The 20,651-nt window shown below is 62.1% G+C and carries 11 protein-coding genes; 2 read left to right on the top strand and 9 right to left on the bottom strand.

From position 1 onward, the window contains the following. Window positions 1-100: 100 nt before the first annotated feature. A complete protein-coding gene (locus B9A97_RS04420) occupies window positions 101-1,822 on the bottom strand; it encodes a ShlB/FhaC/HecB family hemolysin secretion/activation protein (RefSeq protein WP_179145216.1) in 1,722 nt (573 codons plus the stop codon). Window positions 1,823-1,881: 59 nt separating this feature from the next. Continuing rightward, a complete protein-coding gene (locus B9A97_RS04415; RefSeq protein ID WP_084363778.1) occupies window positions 1,882-8,673 on the bottom strand; it encodes a two-partner secretion domain-containing protein in 6,792 nt (2,263 codons plus the stop codon). A gap of 483 nt (window positions 8,674-9,156) precedes the next feature. Here B9A97_RS04415 and B9A97_RS04410 point away from each other — a divergent pair, with 483 nt between their 5' ends. Next, window positions 9,157-10,200 carry a GumK N-terminal domain-containing glycosyltransferase gene (locus B9A97_RS04410; protein ID WP_143530321.1) on the top strand — a complete coding sequence of 348 codons (1,044 nt, stop codon included), beginning with the start codon at window positions 9,157-9,159 and terminating at the stop codon, window positions 10,198-10,200. A gap of 32 nt (window positions 10,201-10,232) precedes the next feature. Here the strand turns inward: B9A97_RS04410 and B9A97_RS04405 are convergent, their stop codons facing one another. Then, window positions 10,233-11,732 carry a lipopolysaccharide biosynthesis protein gene (locus tag B9A97_RS04405; RefSeq protein ID WP_179145215.1) on the bottom strand — a complete coding sequence of 500 codons (1,500 nt, stop codon included), beginning with the start codon at window positions 11,730-11,732 and terminating at the stop codon, window positions 10,233-10,235. An 85-nt stretch (window positions 11,733-11,817) separates the two neighbouring features. Here B9A97_RS04405 and B9A97_RS04400 point away from each other — a divergent pair, with 85 nt between their 5' ends. Next, complete coding sequence (locus B9A97_RS04400; RefSeq protein WP_084363775.1) at window positions 11,818-12,759, top strand: ATP-grasp fold amidoligase family protein; 942 nt, start codon at window positions 11,818-11,820, stop codon at window positions 12,757-12,759. Between the two features lie 7 nt (window positions 12,760-12,766). On the opposite strand, the gene ugpC is transcribed toward B9A97_RS04400, so the two are convergent. The 6 genes from ugpC to B9A97_RS04370 all read right to left on the bottom strand — a co-directional run bounded on the left by ugpC (window position 12,767) and on the right by B9A97_RS04370 (window position 20,474). Beyond that, window positions 12,767-13,855: an ABC transporter ATP-binding protein gene (gene ugpC, locus B9A97_RS04395; protein WP_084363774.1), complete on the bottom strand. Its 1,089-nt coding sequence runs from the start codon at window positions 13,853-13,855 to the stop codon at window positions 12,767-12,769. Window positions 13,856-13,865: 10 nt separating this feature from the next. Continuing rightward, window positions 13,866-16,112 (bottom strand): glycoside hydrolase family 2 protein, encoded by a 2,247-nt coding sequence (locus tag B9A97_RS04390; RefSeq protein ID WP_084363773.1) that lies wholly within the window; start codon window positions 16,110-16,112, stop codon window positions 13,866-13,868. A gap of 10 nt (window positions 16,113-16,122) precedes the next feature. Then, window positions 16,123-16,938 (bottom strand): carbohydrate ABC transporter permease, encoded by an 816-nt coding sequence (locus B9A97_RS04385; protein ID WP_084363772.1) that lies wholly within the window; start codon window positions 16,936-16,938, stop codon window positions 16,123-16,125. Further along, the gene (locus B9A97_RS04380) at window positions 16,935-17,828 is read right to left on the bottom strand and encodes a carbohydrate ABC transporter permease (protein WP_084363771.1); all 894 of its coding nucleotides are present in this window, start codon (window positions 17,826-17,828) and stop codon (window positions 16,935-16,937) included. The genes B9A97_RS04385 and B9A97_RS04380 overlap by 4 nt, the downstream gene beginning before the upstream one ends. Window positions 17,829-18,028: 200 nt before the next feature. Next, on the bottom strand, window positions 18,029-19,294 hold the full coding sequence (locus B9A97_RS04375; protein ID WP_084363770.1) for an ABC transporter substrate-binding protein: 1,266 nt from the start codon (window positions 19,292-19,294) through the stop codon (window positions 18,029-18,031). Between the two features lie 133 nt (window positions 19,295-19,427). Continuing rightward, entirely contained in the window at window positions 19,428-20,474 is a 1,047-nt protein-coding gene (locus B9A97_RS04370) for a LacI family DNA-binding transcriptional regulator (RefSeq protein ID WP_084363769.1), read from the bottom strand. Window positions 20,475-20,651: the final 177 nt, after the last annotated feature.

Here is a 20,651-nt window from a genome sequence, read left to right as displayed (position 1 = left end):
CTGGTCTGGGGTCCGCCCGGTTTCAATTGAACCCGGCGGACTCTGGCGTTACTGTTTGCTGGGAAACACATCTCGGTTTTCACCGACAAGCTCTCATTGGTCAGTAGCGCACCGACAGCCGGACCTTGAAATCGAGATCGCCCGATTCGCGGGTGCCCTGGTCTACCAGGGCGACGGCGGCGGTGAGGTTGAGGCTGAGATTGTTGGCGATGATATAATCGATGCCCGCGCCGGTGCTGGCGAGCGATAGCCCGGTATTCCGGGCCTTGTCATCGCCGAAGCCGACATCGAAAAAGGCATAGGGCGAGAGACGGTCATCGCCCAGCGGCGAGACGGCCGGCGAGCGCAACTCGTTGCGGATGATCACGCCGGTATCGGCCACCGCGTCGCCAAGGCCATAGCCGCGGACTGCATCCAACCCGCCCAGCGACAGCCGCTCCGTATCCGGAAGCACCTGGCCGGCCAGCTGGAACAGCACTTCATGGCCGAGCTCGAAATCGCGACCCAGGTCTGTCTGCCGCGACAGGCTGCCGCCCAGATAGGCATAGCTGACATTCGTCACCTTGCCGTTGGAAAAGCTGTTCCAGTCCGCATCAGAATTGCCCGGAACGATGCCACCGGGATTGGCGGTGACCTGGAGATCTAGGGTTGTCGAGCCGAGAGCATCGGTGAAGGACCTGGACATGCCCAGGCCGAACTGCATCAGCTCGACATCGGCGCTGCCGATCTGGGTGTTGGCGAAGAAGGTGTCGCGCGACAGGTTCTTGTATTCGATGCCCGCATAGATTTCGCCTTCGTAGACACCCGGAATGAGGTTCGACATGGCGGTGCGATAATAGAGCGGCAGCTCCACGACCGAGGTATCGAAGGTGAACCGGCCCTCGACATTGCGCGTGGCGATGAAGGCGGGGTTGAATTCGAGCGCCTGCCGGGAGCCCAGCGGCACGAGGAAACTGCCGGAATGGCTGACATAGCGCGCGCGCGAGGCGCTGTGATCGGGAAACAGGCCCTGCGGATCTTCAAACAGGTCGGGCGAGGCGGTGAGCTGGTAGGTTCCGTAGCCGCCCTCGATGCCCGGCAAGGCAAATGCCGCGCCGAGTACGACGCGGTTTTGATCGGTGCCATCGGCCCCGGTATTCGAATAGCCGGAATAGACCTGCCACGGCTTGCCCTTGGAGACCTCAAGGATCAGATCGGATGTTCCCAGCTCCGAGCCGGGAGAAAAGAGACCCTGCACCCGGCGGAAGGGCGAACGGTTGAGCCAGCGGAGATCTTCGTTGATCCTCGCGGCGGAAATGCGCTCGCCCGAGGCGACGTGGATCTGCGACGCGATGCGGCGCGCGCGTTCGCCTTCGGCCCCACGGACGGTGACACCACCGAAACCGAATTCAATGACGCGCAGATTGAGAACACCGCCGGTGATCTCCTGCGGCGGTATGGTCACCGATACGAAAGGAAACCCGGCGACGCGATAGACATTGGCGATCTTGGCCTGCGCATCGGCAATCAGCGACAGGGACAGCGGCTTGCCGATCAAGGGCTTCAGCGCGGCGGCCAGTTGCGGCTCCAGATCGCGGCCGGGGCCTATATCGCCGACGACGACACCGCGCGTGTTGGCAGCGTTCGGTTCCTGACCGCCGCCGATCAGGCGGATGGCGGAGAGGTCCGTGCCGAGAGGACGCGTATCGGCGTTTATGGCAGCTTCATCCGGCAGCGTGATCGTGGGTGCGGCCGTCGTGGTCGCCGCCGGGGGATTGCGCTCGATGGCCTGTTGTGCGGCGACATTATCCGCGGCGGCAAAGCCGACAGCCGTCGCCAGCATCCCAAGGCAACTCGGGACGGACCGCCAGCGACGGCGGAGACGTGTTGCACGCTGCATGCTCATTCAATGGATCCAAATGTGATAAACGGGCTGACCGACCGATTGACCGGGTGGGGTACGCTGGCGCAGGCCGCGCCCATGACGGCACCGGAGGGGCAGGAGGTCGCATCGTCCTGCGTATCCGCAGCAGCTTGTTCAAAGCTGATGCTGGAGGACAGCTCGATGACCGACGACGACGGGAAGACGGACGAAACCTGAACGACGGGCACCGTCTGGACCTGCACCGGTACCGTCGGCACCACAGGCGTGATCACCGGCGGCAGCGTCGGGATGACGATAGGCGTCGGCGTCGGGGTTGGAGTTGGGTTCGGTGTCGGGGTGAGCGTTCCCGTCACGGTCAGCGCCCCGTCTACAAAGGTCATGGCGTAGTTGGCAGACGCCGCAAGCGTGCCCTGGGTGATGGAGTAGACACCGGCCGATGAGGTCGAGGAGGCTGATGTTGCGAGGCTGCCGGTCAGGCTGTCGCTGCCGGCAAGGCCCAGTCCACCAAGGACATAGGTGAGGCTCGGAACGGTGGAACCGGCCGTCATCGACTTGTCATCCGCCGTCACCGTGATGGCGCGCGTGGTAATCGACAGGGAGCCGGCCGCAAGCGTCAGGTCGTAACCCAACTGGCTGGAATAGAGCCCGCCCAGGGTGAGGCCGGCGCCGCTATAGCCGCCGACATTGGCACTGGAACTGGTGTATCCGGCCGTGCCGGAGACGAGCGAGGTGTTGTAGCCCGAGATGCTGTAGGTGAGCGTACCGACATCGGTGCTGGATGCCGAGGCGTCATAAACCTTGGTGCCGCTGCCGCCGGTGACCGTCATGGCCGTCATGAAGCCGCGCAGAAGCGGGCCGGTATTGCCGCCATAGATGCGCCAGATCGACGACGTGCCGCCGGCATCATCGATGCTCCAGCTGGCGCCGGTGAAGGTGGAGAGCGTGCGCATCTGCGTGGTGCTGATGCCGGTGACGCCGGTCGACGAGCCGCTGCCGACGCCGAGGCTGGTGCCCGATGTCGTGGTGTTCCAGAAGCTTGCAGTCGCCGTTCCGGTGTTATGGCCGATCAACCCGCCATAGGGGGCGGCCGCCGAGGGAAGGGTGCCGGTGGCATAGCTGTTGGTGATGGTGCCGCTGTTGTTGCCGACTAGGCCACCGCCGACGACGCCGCCGGTGATATTGCCGGTGGCATAGGTATTGGTGATCGCCGCATCGTTGACCCCCACGAGGCCGCCCGCCACACCCGTGGTGCCGGTGCCGGCCGTTACCGCGCCTGTCGCGAAGGACCCACTGACCGTGCCTGACACATGGTAGCCGACGAGACCGCCGGCGCGGCCGTCATTGCCTGTCGTGACGCTGCCGGTGGCATAGGAGCCGCTGACCGTGCCGGTATTGGTACCGACAAGGCCGCCGGTGTCGCTGGAATCCGCGGCACTGACCGTCGCCGATGAGGACGAGCCGGTGATGGTGCCGCTATTGCTGCCGGCGATCCCGCCGATCCGACCCGGAAATGAAGCCCCGGTGTTGCCGGCACTGCCTGATGTGGTGACATTGCTGATCGTGCCGCCATTGGCGCCGACCAGAATGCCGGCGTTCAGGGCGTTCACCGTACCCGAAACGGTGAGATTGCTGACGCTGCCGCCTGAGCCGATGACCCCGAACAGGCCGGCCGAAATCGTGGGCCGGGAGACCGTCAGGCCGCTGATCGTATAGCCGGCGCCGCTCAGGCTGCCGGTGAAGGCGGTGGTCGAGTTGCCGATCGAGAGGAAGCCTGCGCCGGAATTCCAGCCGGATGTCGCGGTCGCGCTGATATTGCCCGTCAGCACGAAATTCTGCGCCAGCAGACTGCTTGAGGCCATGCCCTGAAGGCCGTAGATGTCGGCGATCTGGTAGGGCGTGCCCGCCGTTCCATCGCCGCCGGTGGCGCGCAGGAAGGTTGCGCCAGTGCTCAGAGCAAAATTGTTGGCGGAGAAGGACGGCAGTGTCGCCGCGACCTGACTCCAGGTACCCGCAGTGAAATTGAAGGTCCCGACATTAATGGCGACCGTTGTGCTGATGCTGCCGGCGGCGTTGAGGGTCAAGGTGCCGCTGGTGGCGGTGACCGCACCGCCGAGGCTGACATTGCCGCTCGATGTCGTGGTCAGGGTCAGGCTGGATGAATCGGACCAGGAGACCGCGTCGGCAATGCTGAGCGCGCCGGCGGCAGAAAGCGTGATCGCACCGCTGACGCCAAATGTGCCGCCGCTATCGAGGCTGAGCAGGCCCGAGGACCCGAGGCTGGCATCCAGCGTGTAGTTGCCTGTGGTATTGAGGTAAAGGCCATAGCCAGCCGTCGTGGTCAATGGTGTTGTCGATGACCCTGACAGGAACGACAAATCGTTGTCGGCATACCCGTTCGTCGCTGAGAGATAATTCGTCCGCGTCGCGGTGAGCGTCGTCGCGCCGGTGGTGATCCGCGCCGCCGTGCCATAGATCGAAATATTCTGGACGCCGTTGGTGCCGACGATATCGGTGAAGGCGGCCCCCTTGGTGGCGCCCTCATCCAGATAGGTCATGACGCCTGACGATCCGACCGAAGTCCCCGGCGCCAACAGGATATAATAGTATCCGTTGTCGCCCGTGCCGCCGCTGCCGATCCTGCTGCCGCCCGAGACGGCGGTGACGGTCGCGCCCGTGAGCGCCGTCGTTCCCGCATCGCTGTAGGCATAGCCGGATACGGCTGTGGGCGTGGTGGAGTAACGCCATTGCAGATAGGGATAAAGGTTTGTCCCGGTGCCCCAGATGGAAGACGAGAAGCCTGCCGGCAGGCTGCCCTGGAGCTGCGCGGTGGTGCGGGCCGTGGCGCTGCCCGAGCCGCCGCCGATGCCGCTCGACTGGCCGCTGGTCTGGGTGTTCCAATAGGCATTGGTGATGGCTGAGCTGGTGTTGTAGTTGTAACCGGCGAATCCGCCAATGGAAGACGCCCCGCTCACGCGACCTGTCGAATAGGCGTTGCTGATGGTACCGTCCATGTAGTTCGCGCCAGCGAAGCCGCCGACCTCAGTGGCGGAACCAAGGCCGACGACGTTGCCGGTCGAATAGGAATCGGTGATCGTGGCCTGGTTGTGGCCTATGAAGCCACCGATGGGGCCGGCGCTGCCGGTGACTGTGCCCGTGGCGTAGGACTCGCTGATCGTGATACCCATGTTTTCGGCATTCCCGACAAAGCCGCCGATATAGCCATAGCTTGTGCTGGTTCCGGTGACATTGCCTGTTGCATAGGACCGGGTGATCGTGCTGCCGTTCACGAGATAGCCGACCAGGCCGCCGACATTGTACCCGGCACCCGTGACATTGCCGTTGGCCCAGGTGTCGCTGACGGCACTGCCGTTGACGGTGCCGATGAGGCCGCCAGCGTTTGATTCGGTGGTGCTCACACTGCTGACGGTCGCGTTCGATGACGCGGCAGAGACGCTGCCGCCCTGCATGTATCCGATCAGCGAGCCGACATTGCTGTTACCCGTGAAGCTGCCGCCCGACAGCACCACATTGCTGACGGTGGCGCCGTTCGTATAGCCGAACAGGCCGACATAGTTGGCGCCGCTGCGGTTGATGGAAAGGCCCGTTATGGTGTGGTTCTGGCCGTCAAAGCTGCCGGTGAAGGCGGTGCTGTTGGTCCCGATCGACGAGAAGCCGGAGCTTCCCCACAGGCCGCTGTAATAGCCGCCGGCCGCGGTGAAGGCGCTGGTGAGATCGAGGTTGGAGCCGAGCTTATAGCTGGCGGCGAGATCGAGCGACATCAGCTGCAGGGCCGCCGCCGTCACGATGACCGTCGAATATTCGTTGCGCAGCATCGGCCGCGTGTCGTTGATCATCACCCAGGTGTTGGTGAAATCGAAGCCGGAATAGGTGGCCTGAGTGCGCGGGGCGCTGGAGACGTCGGTGGCCGATCCAGTGGCGGTTGCCGCGGTCAGTGTGGCGACGGCGGCAGCCTGACCGGTCGAATTCGCGTCCCAATAAGCATTGGTTAGCGCCACATCGCCCTGATCCATTACGCCGAGCAGGCCGCCGGCACTGCTCGTCCCGGTAACCTTGCCGCTGGCATAGACGTTGCTGAGGGTCAGCGGCCCGCCCAAGGCCTGACCGACGAGGCCACCGGCATTGGTGGCTGCCGTCACCGATCCCGTAGCGTAAGAGTCTGAAATGCCGACTGTGTACAGGGCATAGCCCGCAAGGCCGCCGGCGCCATTGGCTGTAACGGTGACGGATGCGGACGAGGAGGACTTGGACAGTGTGGATTCCGCGATCCAACCCGCAATACCACCAGCTTCCTGAGAAGCGGTCACGCTGCCCGTGACATGAATATTGGTGAAGGTCGAGTTTGCGGCCTCGCCGACAAGACCGCCGACACGGGCCGAGCCAGTGACAGAGATATTGGACAGTGTGACGTCCCGCAGGGTCGCGTTGTTGGTATCACCGAACAGCCCTTGCCGGGTGGTCCCAGAGCGGTTGATGGTCAGGCCGTTGATGATATGGCCGAGGCCGGAAAACGTGCCGGTGAAGCCTGATATCGGTGCGAAGCCCGCATTGCTGTTCCAGCCCGAAGTCGCCGAGGCATCGATATCACCGGCCAAGGCATAGTAGCCGGAAGTGCCGATCGCCTGCAGCCCGGTGACATCGCGAATGAGGGTATAGGCCTGGCTGTTGATGGTGAGCGTGGCGCTGCTGCCGGGCAGCGAGATGCGCGCGCCGTTGATCAGGCTGTAGCTCGCGCCGTAATTGAGGCTGACAGCCGCGCCGCTTCCCGTCCGGCTGATACTCTTGCCGATCGAAAGTCCGGCGGCTGCGTTCAGGGTCAGGCTCGAATTCGCGTGGCTGTCGGTGAGCAAGCCGTTGACGGTAAGATTACCTGTATTCGTGACCAGGGACAGCGTACCATTGGTGGTGATGTTGCCGGTGACGGTCAGAGCCTCGTTGGTTGTCAGCGAGAAGGAGCCGTCAACACTCGATGTTCCGAGCGAGCTCACCAGGTTGCCGTTTGTCAGCGACACCGAACCGCCATTGGCGGTCGTCACTGTCATCGTCCCCGCCCGGATTACCGTGCCGCCAGCCTGGCTGATGCCGCCGGAACCGGCGCTGAGAATAAGGCTGCTTCCGGAATTGGTGCCGGTGATGTTGGAGTTGATGAAAACGCCGCCCGTGCTGGCATCGGCAATCAACGACAGGGTATTTGCCGTAGACCAGGAGACCGTCGCATTTACGGTGATATTTCCGGCCTCGACACCGGCACCGTTCGTCGTAATGGTGACATTCGACGATGCCAGATACGAAGACAAGGTGGTGCTATTGATATTGGCGCCGCTGCCATTCGGATTAACCGACCATGGATTCGAAGCCGTGTCGACGGATAGCGTGCTGGTAGCCGACGACGAGATCGTGATGTTGTAGGGATCGATCAGCCAGGTGCCGGCGGCGCCGCTTTCGGAAAGCGTCGAGATGGCGACATTGCCACCCAGCAGCAGGTTGTGCCCCGACGTCTCGACGAGACCGCCCGCGCCGCCAGACGCTGCTGTCGCGGAGATCATGCCATCGAAGATCGTGGTGTCATCCGACCAGACTACCGCCCGACCGCCGGCCCCGGACGTGCCATCCACCCGGATCTTTGCACCATTGAGAACCGCGACCTTGTCGGCCGTCGCGACATTTTCCGCCAGCAACTTCGTCGCAGGATTGTAGCCGCCCTGGAAATCACCACCGATCAGAACTGTACCACCCGTCGCGCCTGATGCATCGACCAGGGCCGCCGAACCGAGCAGGACCCGGTCGCCCGTGGCGACGATGGTGCCGCCGGCACCCGTCGTGCCCTTCGCCTCGACCGCGCTCTCGAGCCTTACCTCTCGGCCAGAGATGCGGATGTCGCCGCCGCTTTCCGGGCGCGGCTGCGGCACGGGAACATGGGTCGGCAGGCTGGCCGTCTGGCGCCTGGTAGCGCTGACCTTGCCGGTGACCTTGACCTTGCCGCCGGCACCTGCCGTCAGGAAGATGCGGCCGCCCTGGCTGCTGACACCTGTTGCCTTGACGACGCCGCCGGTATTGCCCGCCAGCGCATAGACATTGCCGCCATTGGCGCGCAATTCGGCATTTGCCGCGGAGATCATGCCGGAATTGGATGCCTCCGTATCGGAGCCGCCGACCACCACGGCAAACAGCCCGTCGTCATCGGCGGCATCCTTCGCGAGGATCTCATAGCCCGCCAGCAGGCCGACGGTGCCATTTTCAGCAGTGATAGTTCCGGAATTGTCGACAGCGCGGGCAATCAGCGCGACGTCACCGGTGGCCGAATTGATCCTGCCGAGATTGACGACGGATGCCTTCGATTCGCCCGCGAAAGTCATGTCGCCGCCGGCCAGGAATTGCTGGTTGGAGACATCATGAGTGGAGGCAAAGAAATTGCCGCCGGTGGAGATGGTGCCGCCGGGGCCAACGACGATGCCGGCCGGATTGACCAGATAGACCGAGCCCGTGGCCGTCAGCGATCCGTTGATCTCTGAGCCGATATTGCCCGTCACGCGGTTGAGCGTTGCCCCCGCGCCATTGTCGAAATGCACCTGGGCACCAGACCCGACGGAGAAACCCTGCCATTCAACGATGGCCGTGCCGCTGGTCTGGTCGATGACAAGGCCATTGGCGGATGTCTGGAAATCCCCGGAGCCCGCGACAAAGCTGCCGCCGGTCGGCAGGATTTCCTGGGAAATTGCGGGAAGCGGCAACGAAACCGTCGCGAGAAGGAGGGCTGTTTTGCGCCGGAAGCTTCGGACTCGCACCGTCATTCAACACCCCTCCTCAATATAATTGCATCAAACAAATCTGATAAAACTTGGGAGCGCTGCGACCAGCGAAATCCTCCCCGCGACTGTTTATGAACAACTCGTTAGCTTTTTCAATGACAAAACTTGCGCCTATTTCGATCGCGCCGGTTTTTCAGCCGTTTGTGACTGGACCACAAGATGCTTGCCCCTGGGTTGCTGTCGCCGCGCGATACACGGCAAACCTGACTGGCCTGCGGTTGTGCATCCGTAAGCCTGAAGGCACCGCCGTGTTTAGAGCGGCTCGCCTCCATTCACGAAAAAGTGTTCGGCCTCTAACCCATATTGGGTACGATTGCAGGTTAAACCCTTTGTATTGCGAGACTTACGACATGCAGAGGGGGGCATTTTGAGGAAAGTTGAGTTTCCATCATGCGGAGGGTAAAGATCGTCCTACTCACGCAGCATGCCTTTGTGGAGTGTCAACGAAAGGCCAGCATCCACTTCGTGGCACGCAAATGGGCCGAGGAGGGCCACGAGGTCTCGTTCACCTCGATCGGCCACAGCCTGATCAGCCGGCTGAAGAACAGCGCCCGATTCGAGGTGCTGCGCCGGCAGCAAAACAATCGCTATGTGAGCCTTGCCCCCAACCTGCATGCGGGCGCCTATATTCCCCCCATCCATGCCTTCAGCAGCGCGCGTCCCCTCGTCAACCGCCTGCTGGAGCCGCTGTTTGCGCTTTATGGCAGCTATCTTCCACGCTTCGTTTCCAGTCGCGTAGGCGCGGCGGATCTGGTGGTGTTTGAAAGCGGCACATCGCTGGTTTTCGTGGATCTGGTGCGGCGGCTCAATCCGAAGGCCAAGCTGCTCTATTTCTGTCGCGACCTGCTGCAAAGCGTCGGGGCTGCCCCCATCCTCTCGCGGCTGGAGCGCAGGTTGATTGCCGATTTCGACAGTGTCTGCGTGCCATCGAAACGCCTGGGCGAATTGCTGCCATCAGGCGGACAGGTGAATTTCGTGCCGCAAGGCATCGATTTCGACGCCTTCGAGGCTGCCTCGACCTCTCCCTACCCCAAGGGAAGCCGCAATGTGGTGGCCGCCGGGGACATGCTGTTCGACAGGCAGGTCGTTACCGAACTTGCCAGGGCGGCACCGGACGTTGCGTTTCATTTGTTCGGCATCAAGTGGAAGGGCGACAGGCCCGAAAACGTAAGGCTGCATGGGGAGCAATCCTTCCGAACCGTGGCATCGCATATCCGGCACGCGGATATCGGACTTGCGCCCTACAAGATGAAGACAGAGGAAACCTATCTGGCGGAATCCAGCCTGAAGCTCATGCAATATGCCCATTGTCGCCTGCCGGTGATCCTGCCGGATATCATTCCCGCCACCCGCGGCAATGAGATCAGCTATTCGCTTGAGGGCCGGAATGACTGGACGTCCCTCATGAACCAGGCGCTTTCCTGGCACAGGGACACGCCGCTGAAGGGCGAGATCCTGTCATGGAACGAAGTGGCTCGGCGAACCCTGGCAACGGCATTTCCGGGCTGACGTCTGCCCGGAGCGTTGACCGGCACACCGGGTCAGGTGGCTCCCAGAACCAGCCGCGCGGCGCGCAGCACAGGCTCCCGCAGCCGCGACGGCGCGTGCCTGATCACCAGCCGCTCCACCCGCATCGCGTCATCCGGCGTTGCCACCGATAGCAGCCTGATGCCGAGCAGGAAGCCGGCTGCACCTGCGACAAGACCGATCACCACGCCCGCCAGCGACGGCATGGCTGACGTGACGGCGAAAGCGGAGATACCGCAGAGGCCGGCGGCCAGGAAGATCCGCAGGAGATCCGTCCAGGGGACGGCAGGTCCACCACTGCGGGTAACAGCGGCCCCCAGCAGCAAGAAGAAGACGAGTTCGGAGACCAGCCGGACGGCGGCGGCGCCAAGAAGGCCGGCGACCGGCACCACGAGCGCCAGCGCGGTAAACAGGCCGGCGGCATACAGGAGCGTCAGCCGCAGCAGCAAGCCCGCACGGGCCTGGGCAGCAAGATAGGACCAGGGCACGACGGCCAGGCCGCCGGGCACGGAGGCGAGCAGGAAAAGCACCGCAGGCGCCGCCGCCGGCTGGAAATCCTGGCCGAACACCAGAGGCAGGAAGACGGAAATGATCCCGGCGCCCCCGAGACCGAGCGGAAAGACGACGAGCGCCGTCAGGCGAAAACCGTTGCGATAAAGCTGTTGCGGCAGCGCGGTCCCGTCTGCGGCCGATATCTTCGACAGCCCGACGAGGAAGACCGGCGAGAGCTGCAAGGTCAATTGCGTCACCAGGCCGGCAAACGCGATGGCCGCGGCGAAATAGCCGAGATCCGCATGGCCGAGATAAAAGCCGATGACGACATATTCGATGCGCGCCAGCAGCACGACATCGATCACGTCTGTCGTCCAGACACTGCGCTGATAGGCCTTCATGTCAGGCGTCACGGCGCCTGGAACCGCACGAAAGGGGCGTTGCAGATGGCGCGACAGGGCCAGTCCCTGCGGCAGATAGCGGGTCAGCATGCCGAGCACGACCCCGACGGGGCCGGCGACGACAGCGCCCAGGAGAACGACCGGCACCTGCAAGGCGCTGCCCGTCGCCGTGAGCAGCGCCGTTTCCCGGAACCGGCCCTTGCCCCGGGCAATGGCGATCGACAGGGCGGCGAAGGCATAGCTTGCAAAAAGCAGGCCGGTGGCGAGCCACAGCAAAGACGCCTGCCGGTCATCCGACCAGAGGGTGAGGGCGTAACCCGTAAAGCCCAGGAAGACGACGCAGACGGCGGGCAGGAACGACAGGAAGGCGCTGTTGATGATCTGTTGGTACCTCGCTTCGCCCTTGTCCTGGAGGAAGGCGACGTGGCGCAGCAGCATTTGCGGGAAGCCGCGATCGGCGATGGCGGAGGCGCAGACGGCGATCCACACCGCATAGGCAACAGCGCCCGCACCCGTCGGCCCCAGCAGGCGCGATGCTATGACGCTGACGAGAAAGCCGGATACGAGGGCAACGAGGGTCGCCGTGAGGTTTGACAGGGATGAGCCGATAACGCTGGTCATCCATCCTTTTCTCATCAAAAGATAACTTTGAATTAAATAAGCTGGGTCATTTCTGAACTTAATTACAACTGACGTAGGTGACGCCATGGAGAACCCGCCTCGAAAGGAAACATTCGTTGCCGGTGGCTATCATGAGCGCACGGTCAAGCAGATGTTCCATCATTTGCTTTGGCGGCTGATCTCTCCACTGCCGGACAGGCCCTATCTCCAGCTCAAATATTTCGTCATCAAGGGCCAGTGGCCTGACATCGACAATCCCAAGACCTTCTCCGAGAAAGTCCAGGCCCGCAAGCTTTATGACCGCCGGGAGATCTATGGCAGGCTGGTGGACAAGGCGGCGGTCAAGGATTTCGTCGCGGAGACCGTGGGGTCCGCCTATGTGACGCCCACCTATTGGGTGGGCACCGACATTGCCACGGTGGATTGGTCCACCATTCCGCTGCCCGCAGTCGTCAAGCCGACCCATGCCAGCGCTCAAGGGGTGTTTCTCTACGGCCAGGACGATGTCGAGCGGTTTCGCGCGGAGAATTCCGTCGCGCATTGGCTTACGCTCGACCACGCGCACTACAATAGGGAATGGGCCTATAGCCGGGTCAAGCCCCAGGTGCTGATCGAGGCCATGCTGCATGCCGATGGCGGCATTCCGCGCGACTATCGCTTCTTCACCTTCGACGGCAAGGTCTCGCATATCGAGGTCAACCTGCGCATCGATGGCACGGGCTATGCCTGCAACTACTCACCGGACTGGAAGAAGCTGCCCTTCTACGACCCGGACTACCTGCCGTTCTACAAGCCTGACCTGCCCCGGCCCGAGCGTCTCGACGAGATGATGCAGGTGGCGCAAACGATCGGCCGCGGCTTCGATTTCCTGCGCATCGATCTCTATGCCAGCCACGACTGGGTAAGGGTCGGCGAACTGACGCTGTATCCCGGCGGCGGCTTCGAGGGTTTCGAGCCGCCTGACTATGATCGTATCATCGGCGACAAATGGGTGCTTGGCTTCGATATTCCCCGCCGGGGCCGATGAAATCGGATCAGCGGATCCGGCGACCGTCAGCGTCGAACAGGAAGGCGCGGCCGGCGGAAAGTCCGACGGTCAGCCTGTCGCTGCTATCCGCCGTGCGGAAGCCCTCATGCTCGATGATGATGCGTTCGTCTGCCGAGACATTGGCATAGACATAGCTGGTATTGCCCAGATGTTCGGCGACATCGACCTCCAGCACCAGATCCGCATCGCCCTGGCCGGCATCCAGGAAATGCTCAGGCCGCACACCGAGGCTCACAGCGTCGCCCGGCTTGACGGCGGTCGAGGTGAGCTTGAAGGAGAGTTTCGTCTGCGGCTGGCTGGCAAGCGCCACCGTGACCGTTCCGGCCTCGACAGATGTCACATTCGCCTTCAAAAAATTCATGCGCGGCGAGCCGATGAAGCCGGCGACGAAGGTATTGTCGGGATCGTCATAGAGATCGAGCGGGCGACCGACCTGCTCGACGATGCCGGAGCGCAGGACGACGATCTTGTCCGCCAGCGTCATCGCTTCCACCTGGTCGTGGGTAACGTAGATGATGGTGGATTTCAGCGCCTTGTGCAGCTTGGCGATCTCGACCCGCATATGCACGCGCAGTTCTGCGTCGAGGTTCGACAGCGGCTCGTCGAACAGGAAGACATCGGGATTGCGCACGATGGCGCGGCCGATGGCGACGCGCTGACGCTGGCCGCCGGACAGTGCCTTGGGCTTGCGGTCCATCAGCGGGCCAAGCTCGAGGATGCGCGCGGCATCATTGACCCGCCGGTCGATTTCGTCCCGGTTCATGCCGGCGAATTTCAGCGCGAAACCCATGTTTTCGCGCACCGTCATATGCGGATAGAGCGCATAGGACTGGAACACCATGGCGATGCCGCGCTTGGACGGATCGACATCGTTCATGACCGTGTCGCCGATGGTCAGTTCGCCTGACGTGATGTCCTCAAGACCGGCGATCATGCGCAGAAGCGTCGATTTTCCGCAGCCGGAGGGGCCGACAAAAACGACGAACTCGCCTGTCTTGATCGAGAGGTCGACACCCTTGATGATATCAAGGGCGCCGAAACGTTTGCGAATGTCTGTGAGACGAACATCGGCCATGGGCAAGATCTCAGCTGACGGTAAGAGTGACGGACTGCGGCGGCAGGCGACGGGTCGAGGCGGTAAGCTCAAGCTTTCCAAGCTCGTCGCCGGCCTCGATCCAGAAGCCTGTGGCGCCGCCCTTCAGCGTGTGATCGACAGGGCCGATGATGCGGCCGGGGCCGGACAGCGCGAGTGAAACAGGCTCCTCGAAATAGGGCAGGAGGTTGCCGCACTGGTCGAGCACGCGCACGACGACGCGCACCGCATCCTTTTCGCCGGCACGCAGGGCCGTATCGTCGGCGACAACTTCGAGCGTCGTCGGCACCGGATCGGCCGGCAGCACCATGGTCGTCACCGGCTTGCCATCGACATAGCCAGTAAAGGTGCCTTCGCGCCACACACGGCCCCAGGTGCCGAATTCCTCCGGCGTGACCGAGCGCAGGTCGAGCACGACAGGCGGATGCGGCAGATGCGGATAGTTCTCCCGGTCCGGATAGACGCGCTTGGGCGCCCATTCGCCGAACTTGACCTCGACATAGTCGCAATTGGTGAGAATGATCAGCGGCAGCACGCCGCCGATATTGCGCTCGCCGCGGGCCCAGAAGGTCACGGGCTGCATCACCACCTTGTCGGCCGGATCGCCCTGCGAGGCATAGGCATAGGCCGCGAATTTCGGGATGCGGTACATATCGAGCACGCCGTGATAGCAGACGCGGTCGCCCGAGCCGAAATCCTTGTGCGTGTTGTAGTCGAACATGCACCAGCCGGTGGAGCCCGAGATGTCACTGTTGCCGGCGACCGCATTGAGGATCAGCAGGTGGCGGGTGACATGCTCGGCCTGGCGCTGCTCCTGGTCGAAGCGCTTGGTCGGATACATGTGGCCGTTATATTCGGTGATCATGTAGGGGATCGGCTTGGTGATGCCGGTGGTTTCCACCCGGTCGCGCAGCACGACACGGCCGCGGTTGTTGCCCGGCATTTCCTCCTGGCCGAGGATGAAGTCGTTCATCGTGTAAACGTCTTCCAGCAGCTCGGAATTGGTGATGAAGCGCACGCCGCCGGTCTGGCGGGTGGAGTCCAGTTCGCGGGCCAGACGGTTCGTCTCGGCGTAGAAGGCGTGGTTGTCCTGGCTCTCGTTGATGCGCACGCCCCAGATGATGATCGAGGGGTGGTTCCAGTCGCGCTCTATCATGCGGCGGACATTGGCGATCGATTCCTGCTGCCAGCTCTCGCCGCCGATATGCTGCCAGCCGGGGATTTCCTCAAAGCAGAGCAGGCCGATTTCGTCGCAGCGGTCCAGGAACCACTTGGACTGCGGATAGTGCGAGGTGCGCACGATATTGCAGGCCAGATCGTATTTCAGGATGTCGGCATCCTTTTCCTGCGCCCGCCGACCCATGGCATAGCCGGTATGCGGCCAGGCCTGGTGACGGTTGAGACCGCGCAGCTTGAGCGGCTTGCCATTGAGCAGGAAGCCATCCGGCGTGAACTGTGCCGTGCGGAAGCCGAAGCGCTGCGTCACGGCGTCTTCGCCCGCAGCCGTCTTGAGCGTCAGGGTCATCTCGTAGAGGGCGGGATTGCTGATGTCCCACAGCTCGATGCCTGCCAGATCGGAGAAGCCGAGGCTTGCCTCATTGCCGCTGACGCTGAAGGAGGCCGCGGCGATCTCGGCGCCGCCCTTGCGGCTGATCTTCGCTTCGATGGTGCCGGAAACGGCAAGGCTCTGAGGATTGGCGAGAAAAACCCGAGCGGTGACCGACTTCTTCTCGGCCAGGGCATCCGGTGTCTCGATCTTGACATTGGCGATGGCGACGGGGCTTGCGACCTTCAGCCAGACATCGCGATAGATGCCGGCATAGCAGAGATAGTCGATCTGGCCGCCAAAGGGCGGGATTTCCGGATTCTCGGAGCCGTCGATCTTCACGGTGATGACGTTGCGGCCCTTCACCAGATGCGGGGTCAGCCGCGCCTCGAAGGGGGTGTAGCCATCCTTGTGGGCGATGATCTCCTGGCCGTTCAGATAGACCACGCTATCGGCCATGGCGGCGTCGAACACGATCGACACTTCCCGGCCCTCGAAATCGGCGCGCCAGTCCAGCACCTTCTGATAGGTGAACGGCTTCTGGTAATCGGTCTCGTCGAAATAGTTGTAGGGCAGCTCCACGGCGCTGTGGGGCAGGGTGACCGTTTCGCCATCCTGCAGCGTGCTGACCTGATCAGCCTGGAAGCCGTGACGGAAGAGCCAGTTGCCGTTGAAACTTTCGGTAATGCGCATGGTGGTATTCCTATTTGACCGAGCCGAGCATGCCTTGCACGAACTGGCGCTGCATGACGAAGAAGACGAAAAGGGTTGGAAGCGTGGCGAGGATGGTTCCGATCATCACCACGCCGTAATCCGGGTAATAGGCCGAGGCGAGCGAGGAGACGACCAGCGTGATGGTCTTGGTCTCGTTCGACTGGAGGACGATGAGCGGCCAGAGATAATTGTTCCAGTTCGTCATGAAGACGATGACGAAGGCCGCCGCATAGGTCGAGCGCATGACCGGAACATAGATGTAAAGGAAGATCTGCCACTCCTTCAGCCCGTCCACCTTGGCGGCATCCCGCAGCTCCGTGGGGAAGGCCTTGGTGGACTGGCGGAAGTAGAAGATGATGAAGGCCGAGGCGATGGTGGGCAGCATGATCGCGATATGGGTGTTGATGAGGCCCGCCTTGCCCATCATCATGAAGAGCGGGATCATCAGCGCCGCAAAAGGCACCATCAGCGTCAGCAACACAAGCGTATAGATGCGGTCGCGCGCCTTGGACTTGAACATCTCGAAGCCATAGCCGGCAAGCGAGGATACGGCGATCGTCAGGACCGTGGCCAGCACCGCGACCTTGGTCGAGTTCCAGAACACCAGCGGCACGTCCACCAGCGTGAAGAAGTTCGTCACATTGGTACGGAAGGCGTCGCCCAGGCTCGTCTTGCCGCTGATGATGTCGATCGACGTGTTGGTCGAGCTGATCAGCATCCAGAAGAACGGAAAGATCGACAGGAAGGCGGCAAACCCGAGAAAGGCATATTGCAGGGTGGTGCCGAGAAGACGGGAAGGGTTCATGACCGGTCCCTCGCGGCATAGAATTGCAGGAAGGAGAACAGCGCCACCATGATCACGATCACGTAGGAAATGGTTGCCGCATAGCCGAAGCTCGGCATGAAGCGGAAGGTCAGGTTGTAGATATAGAGCGACAGCGTGATCGTCGCATTGGCCGGGCCGCCGCGTCCCTCCGTGAGGTTATAGACCTCGTCGAAAAGCTGGATGGTGCCGATGGTGGAGATGATCGTGGTGAACAGGATGACCGGTTTCAGCATCGGCACGGTGATATAGATGAAGCGTGCCCAGGCCGGAACGCCATCGATCTTGGCGGCTTCATAGATCGACCGGTCGATGTTCTGCAGCGCTGCAAGGTAGAAGATCATGTTGTAGCCGGTCCAGCGCCAGGTGATGGCGAGGATGACCAGGACCTTGGCCCAGAACGGTTCCGTCAGCCAGCCGATCGGCGCATCGGCCAGGCCGATCGCCATCAGCGCCTGGTTCACCACGCCATCGACCGAGAACATGCTCTTGAACAGCACGGAATAGGCGACGAGCGACGCGACGCAGGGCAGGAAGATGGCGGTGCGGAAGAAGCCGATGAAGCGCAGGCGGTCATTGTTGAGCACGGCTGCCAGCATCAGCGCCAGCAGGATCATGATCGGCACCTGGATCACGAAGAAGGTGACGGTGTTCGTCAGCGCCTGGATGAAGACCGGGTCGTTCATCAGGCGCTCGATATTGGCCCCGCCGCCGAACTTCATCATCATGCCCTTGCCGGTGAAGAACGACAGGTAGAGCGAACGGAAGATCGGATAGACGAGAAAGACCGCAATCAGGATCACGGACGGGGCGATGAACAGCCAGCCGTTCACATCGTGATAGCGCTTCAATCCGCCTGCTTTGCCGGCCATGGGGTAACTCTTAAGCGAGGTTGAATTTGTGAGGCCAACGCCTCCGCCTCCGTCATGGTCGGGCTTGACCCGACCATCCATGAGCCTGCCATGTGGCGAGACGCTGATGGATCCTCGGCTCAGGGCCGAGGATGACGTTGGTGAGTGAGGCGAACATGCCGATAACGAGGCGGGCGGAGGCCGCCTGCCTCGTTAGCCGATTACTGGATCTGGCCCTGGGCCTGGGCGTCGATCGCCTTCAAGACTTCATCGACATTGGCGCCCTTGGCAAGGGACGGCAGCTGCGCGGTGACAGCCGTGTCGACTTCGTTGGTGAAGATGCCGTAGTTCACGGCCGGAACCTTGGCGAGCCAATCGGAGAAGCTCTGCCAGACCTTTTCGCCGCCGAAGAAGGCGTCAGCCTCGGAGTAAGCTGCACCGGTGCGGGCCGCCATCAGCGAGCCGACAGCCCCGCGCTCGGTCAGGATCTTCTGGTAGAAGTCGACATCCTTGGCATAGATCTCGTTGAGGAAGTCTATCGCCTCGTCCTTCTCAGCCGAGCTTGCCGTGACATACCAGCTGGAGCCGCCGAGGTTGGAGGCATTGCCGGCGCCTTCGATGCTGAGCTTCGGAATGGGAGCCACGCCCCACTTGCCGCTCTGGTCGGCCTGCGCCTTGACCGTGCCGGTGATCCATACGCCCGTGGTGACGGTTGCGACATCGCCCGAGGTGAAAGTGTTGACCCATTCGGTCCAGCCGGCGGCCGGCTTGTAGATATTGGCCTGGAGGATCTTCTGCTCGGTTTCGAGCGCGGCCTTCAGCGCCGGGTTGTCGACGATCGACAGATCGCCATCCTTGTTGAAGTACCAGCCACCGGCCGACTGCATGAGGATGCGGATGAAGCCGGCGTCATTGACGTCGAGGCCCATCATCTTCTTGCCGGTCTTGGCTTCAACGGCCTTGCCGATCTCGATGAAACGATCCCAGGTGAGGTTCTGCATGTCCTCGGGCTTGAAGCCGGCCTGCTCGATATAGTCCTTGCGGTAGTAGAGGCCGGTTACGCCGGAGTCGAACGGCATGCCGTAGACCTTGCCGTCAACCGTCATCAGCTCGACCTTGTAGGGCGCGAAGCCGGAGTAATCGACCTTGCCGGAGAGCTCGGCGAAGGCGCCGGGGAAGGACTGCAGATACTTCTGCGCGCCGTAGTCCTCGATCAGGACGATATCCGGCAGGGCATCCGTGGTGCCGGAAGACAGCGCCGTTTGCAGCTTCTGCTCGACGTCTGCCTTGGCGAAATCGACGATGTTGAAGGTCGTGCCAGGATTTTTGGCGGTATAGCGGGCAGCCGCTTCCTTCATGATCGCGACGTTGAAATTCGGGTCCCAGCACCAGATGGTGACTTCGCCGGCAAAGGCGGCCGTGGATGCCAAGAAGCTGGCGCCGGCAAAAAGACCGGCGGCGACACGCGACAGAATCGTGTTGGTCATCGTTTCCTCCCAAGAAACATCATGCGGCGGGGGCTCTCCACCCGCCGTCGGACTAAGATTTACCCATTTTTAGCTGCAACGCAAAGGAAAATTTAGTAAATATTTATTGCGGTGCGAAGAGCCTTGAAAAATCTCAGGATTCCCGCGGCTTGCGGCAGCTTTCGCGCCAGATGAGCTCGGTCGCGATGCGGACCTGCTTGCCATAGCAGCGCCCGGACAGACGCTCGAGCAGGAGGTCCACGGCGGCCTCTCCGATATGCTCGCCATGAATGCGCACAGTGGTGAGCGGCGGCGTCAGGAATTGTGCCACGGGGATGTCGTTGAAGGAAATCACGGCCACGTCATCGGGAATGGAGAGGCCGGCCTCCTGCAGGGCGCGGTAGGTGCCGATCGCCATGTTGTCGTTGGAGGTGACGATGACGTCTGGCTTCTCGGACAAAGTGAGCAGGTCGCGCGCCAGCCGGTAGCCGGTATCGAGCCGCAGACTCTGGCCGTTGGAACAGTCGGCAAGCGCCATCAGCGTGGGGTCGAAGGTGCCGTTCTTCTTCTGCCAGTCGATGAAAGCCGCACAGCGCTTCTCGCCGAATTGTTGCACGCTACCATTCAGGTTTTCGTGGCTGCCGATGAAGCCGATCCGGCGATACCCGCTGGCCTTCAACGAATCCAGGATCTTTTCCGTTGCAAGGCCGACATCCGAGAAAGTGCTGTCGATATGCTCGTTCTTGGGGTCGAAATCGGCAAAAACCACATGGCGGCCATGCTGCGTCAGCCATTCGATCTCGTTGTCGGAATGCTTGCCGATGACGATGATGCCCGAGGCGCTTTCCAGGAGAGAGGCTTCCGGCAGGTTGTCGGAATGGAAGATCTTGACGATCTCGGTCTTCAGGTCCCGGCAGCGCGTTTCGATGCCCAGCCGCACGCCGACATAATAGGGATCGGCGATCTCGTCTGATGGCTCCAGGAAATGCACGATCACCAGCTTGGTCAACAGGCTGGGCGTAGCCGCGCCATTCGACTTGTTGCGATTGCGCGGCGTCTCGTAGTTCAGTTCCTCGGCCGTTTCGATGATCGCCTGCCGCTTGACGGGCGAAATCGACAGGGCAGGATCATAGTTCAGGACGCGCGAGACAGTGGCGGAAGACACGCCGACGGCCTTTGCGATTTCCTTGATGGTCACCATCTCGACATTCCATTGCTGCTTGCCGCAGTCTACACGGATTTGGGAATATCGATATGGTTTCAGTAAATATTTACTTCAACGCCATGCGCGAAAAACCCGGCCACCCGGCAATAACGGCGTGAATGCCGTCTCTTGCCGGTATAGCCAAGCAGTAAATTCTTCTCAAGGCGCTACCGA

Source organism: Rhizobium sp. RU36D (genome assembly GCF_900176345.1).
Lineage (GTDB): Bacteria > Pseudomonadota > Alphaproteobacteria > Rhizobiales > Rhizobiaceae > Allorhizobium.
The sequence above is the reverse complement of the archived record's forward strand: the minus strand, read 5'-3'. Positions and strand labels throughout refer to the sequence as shown.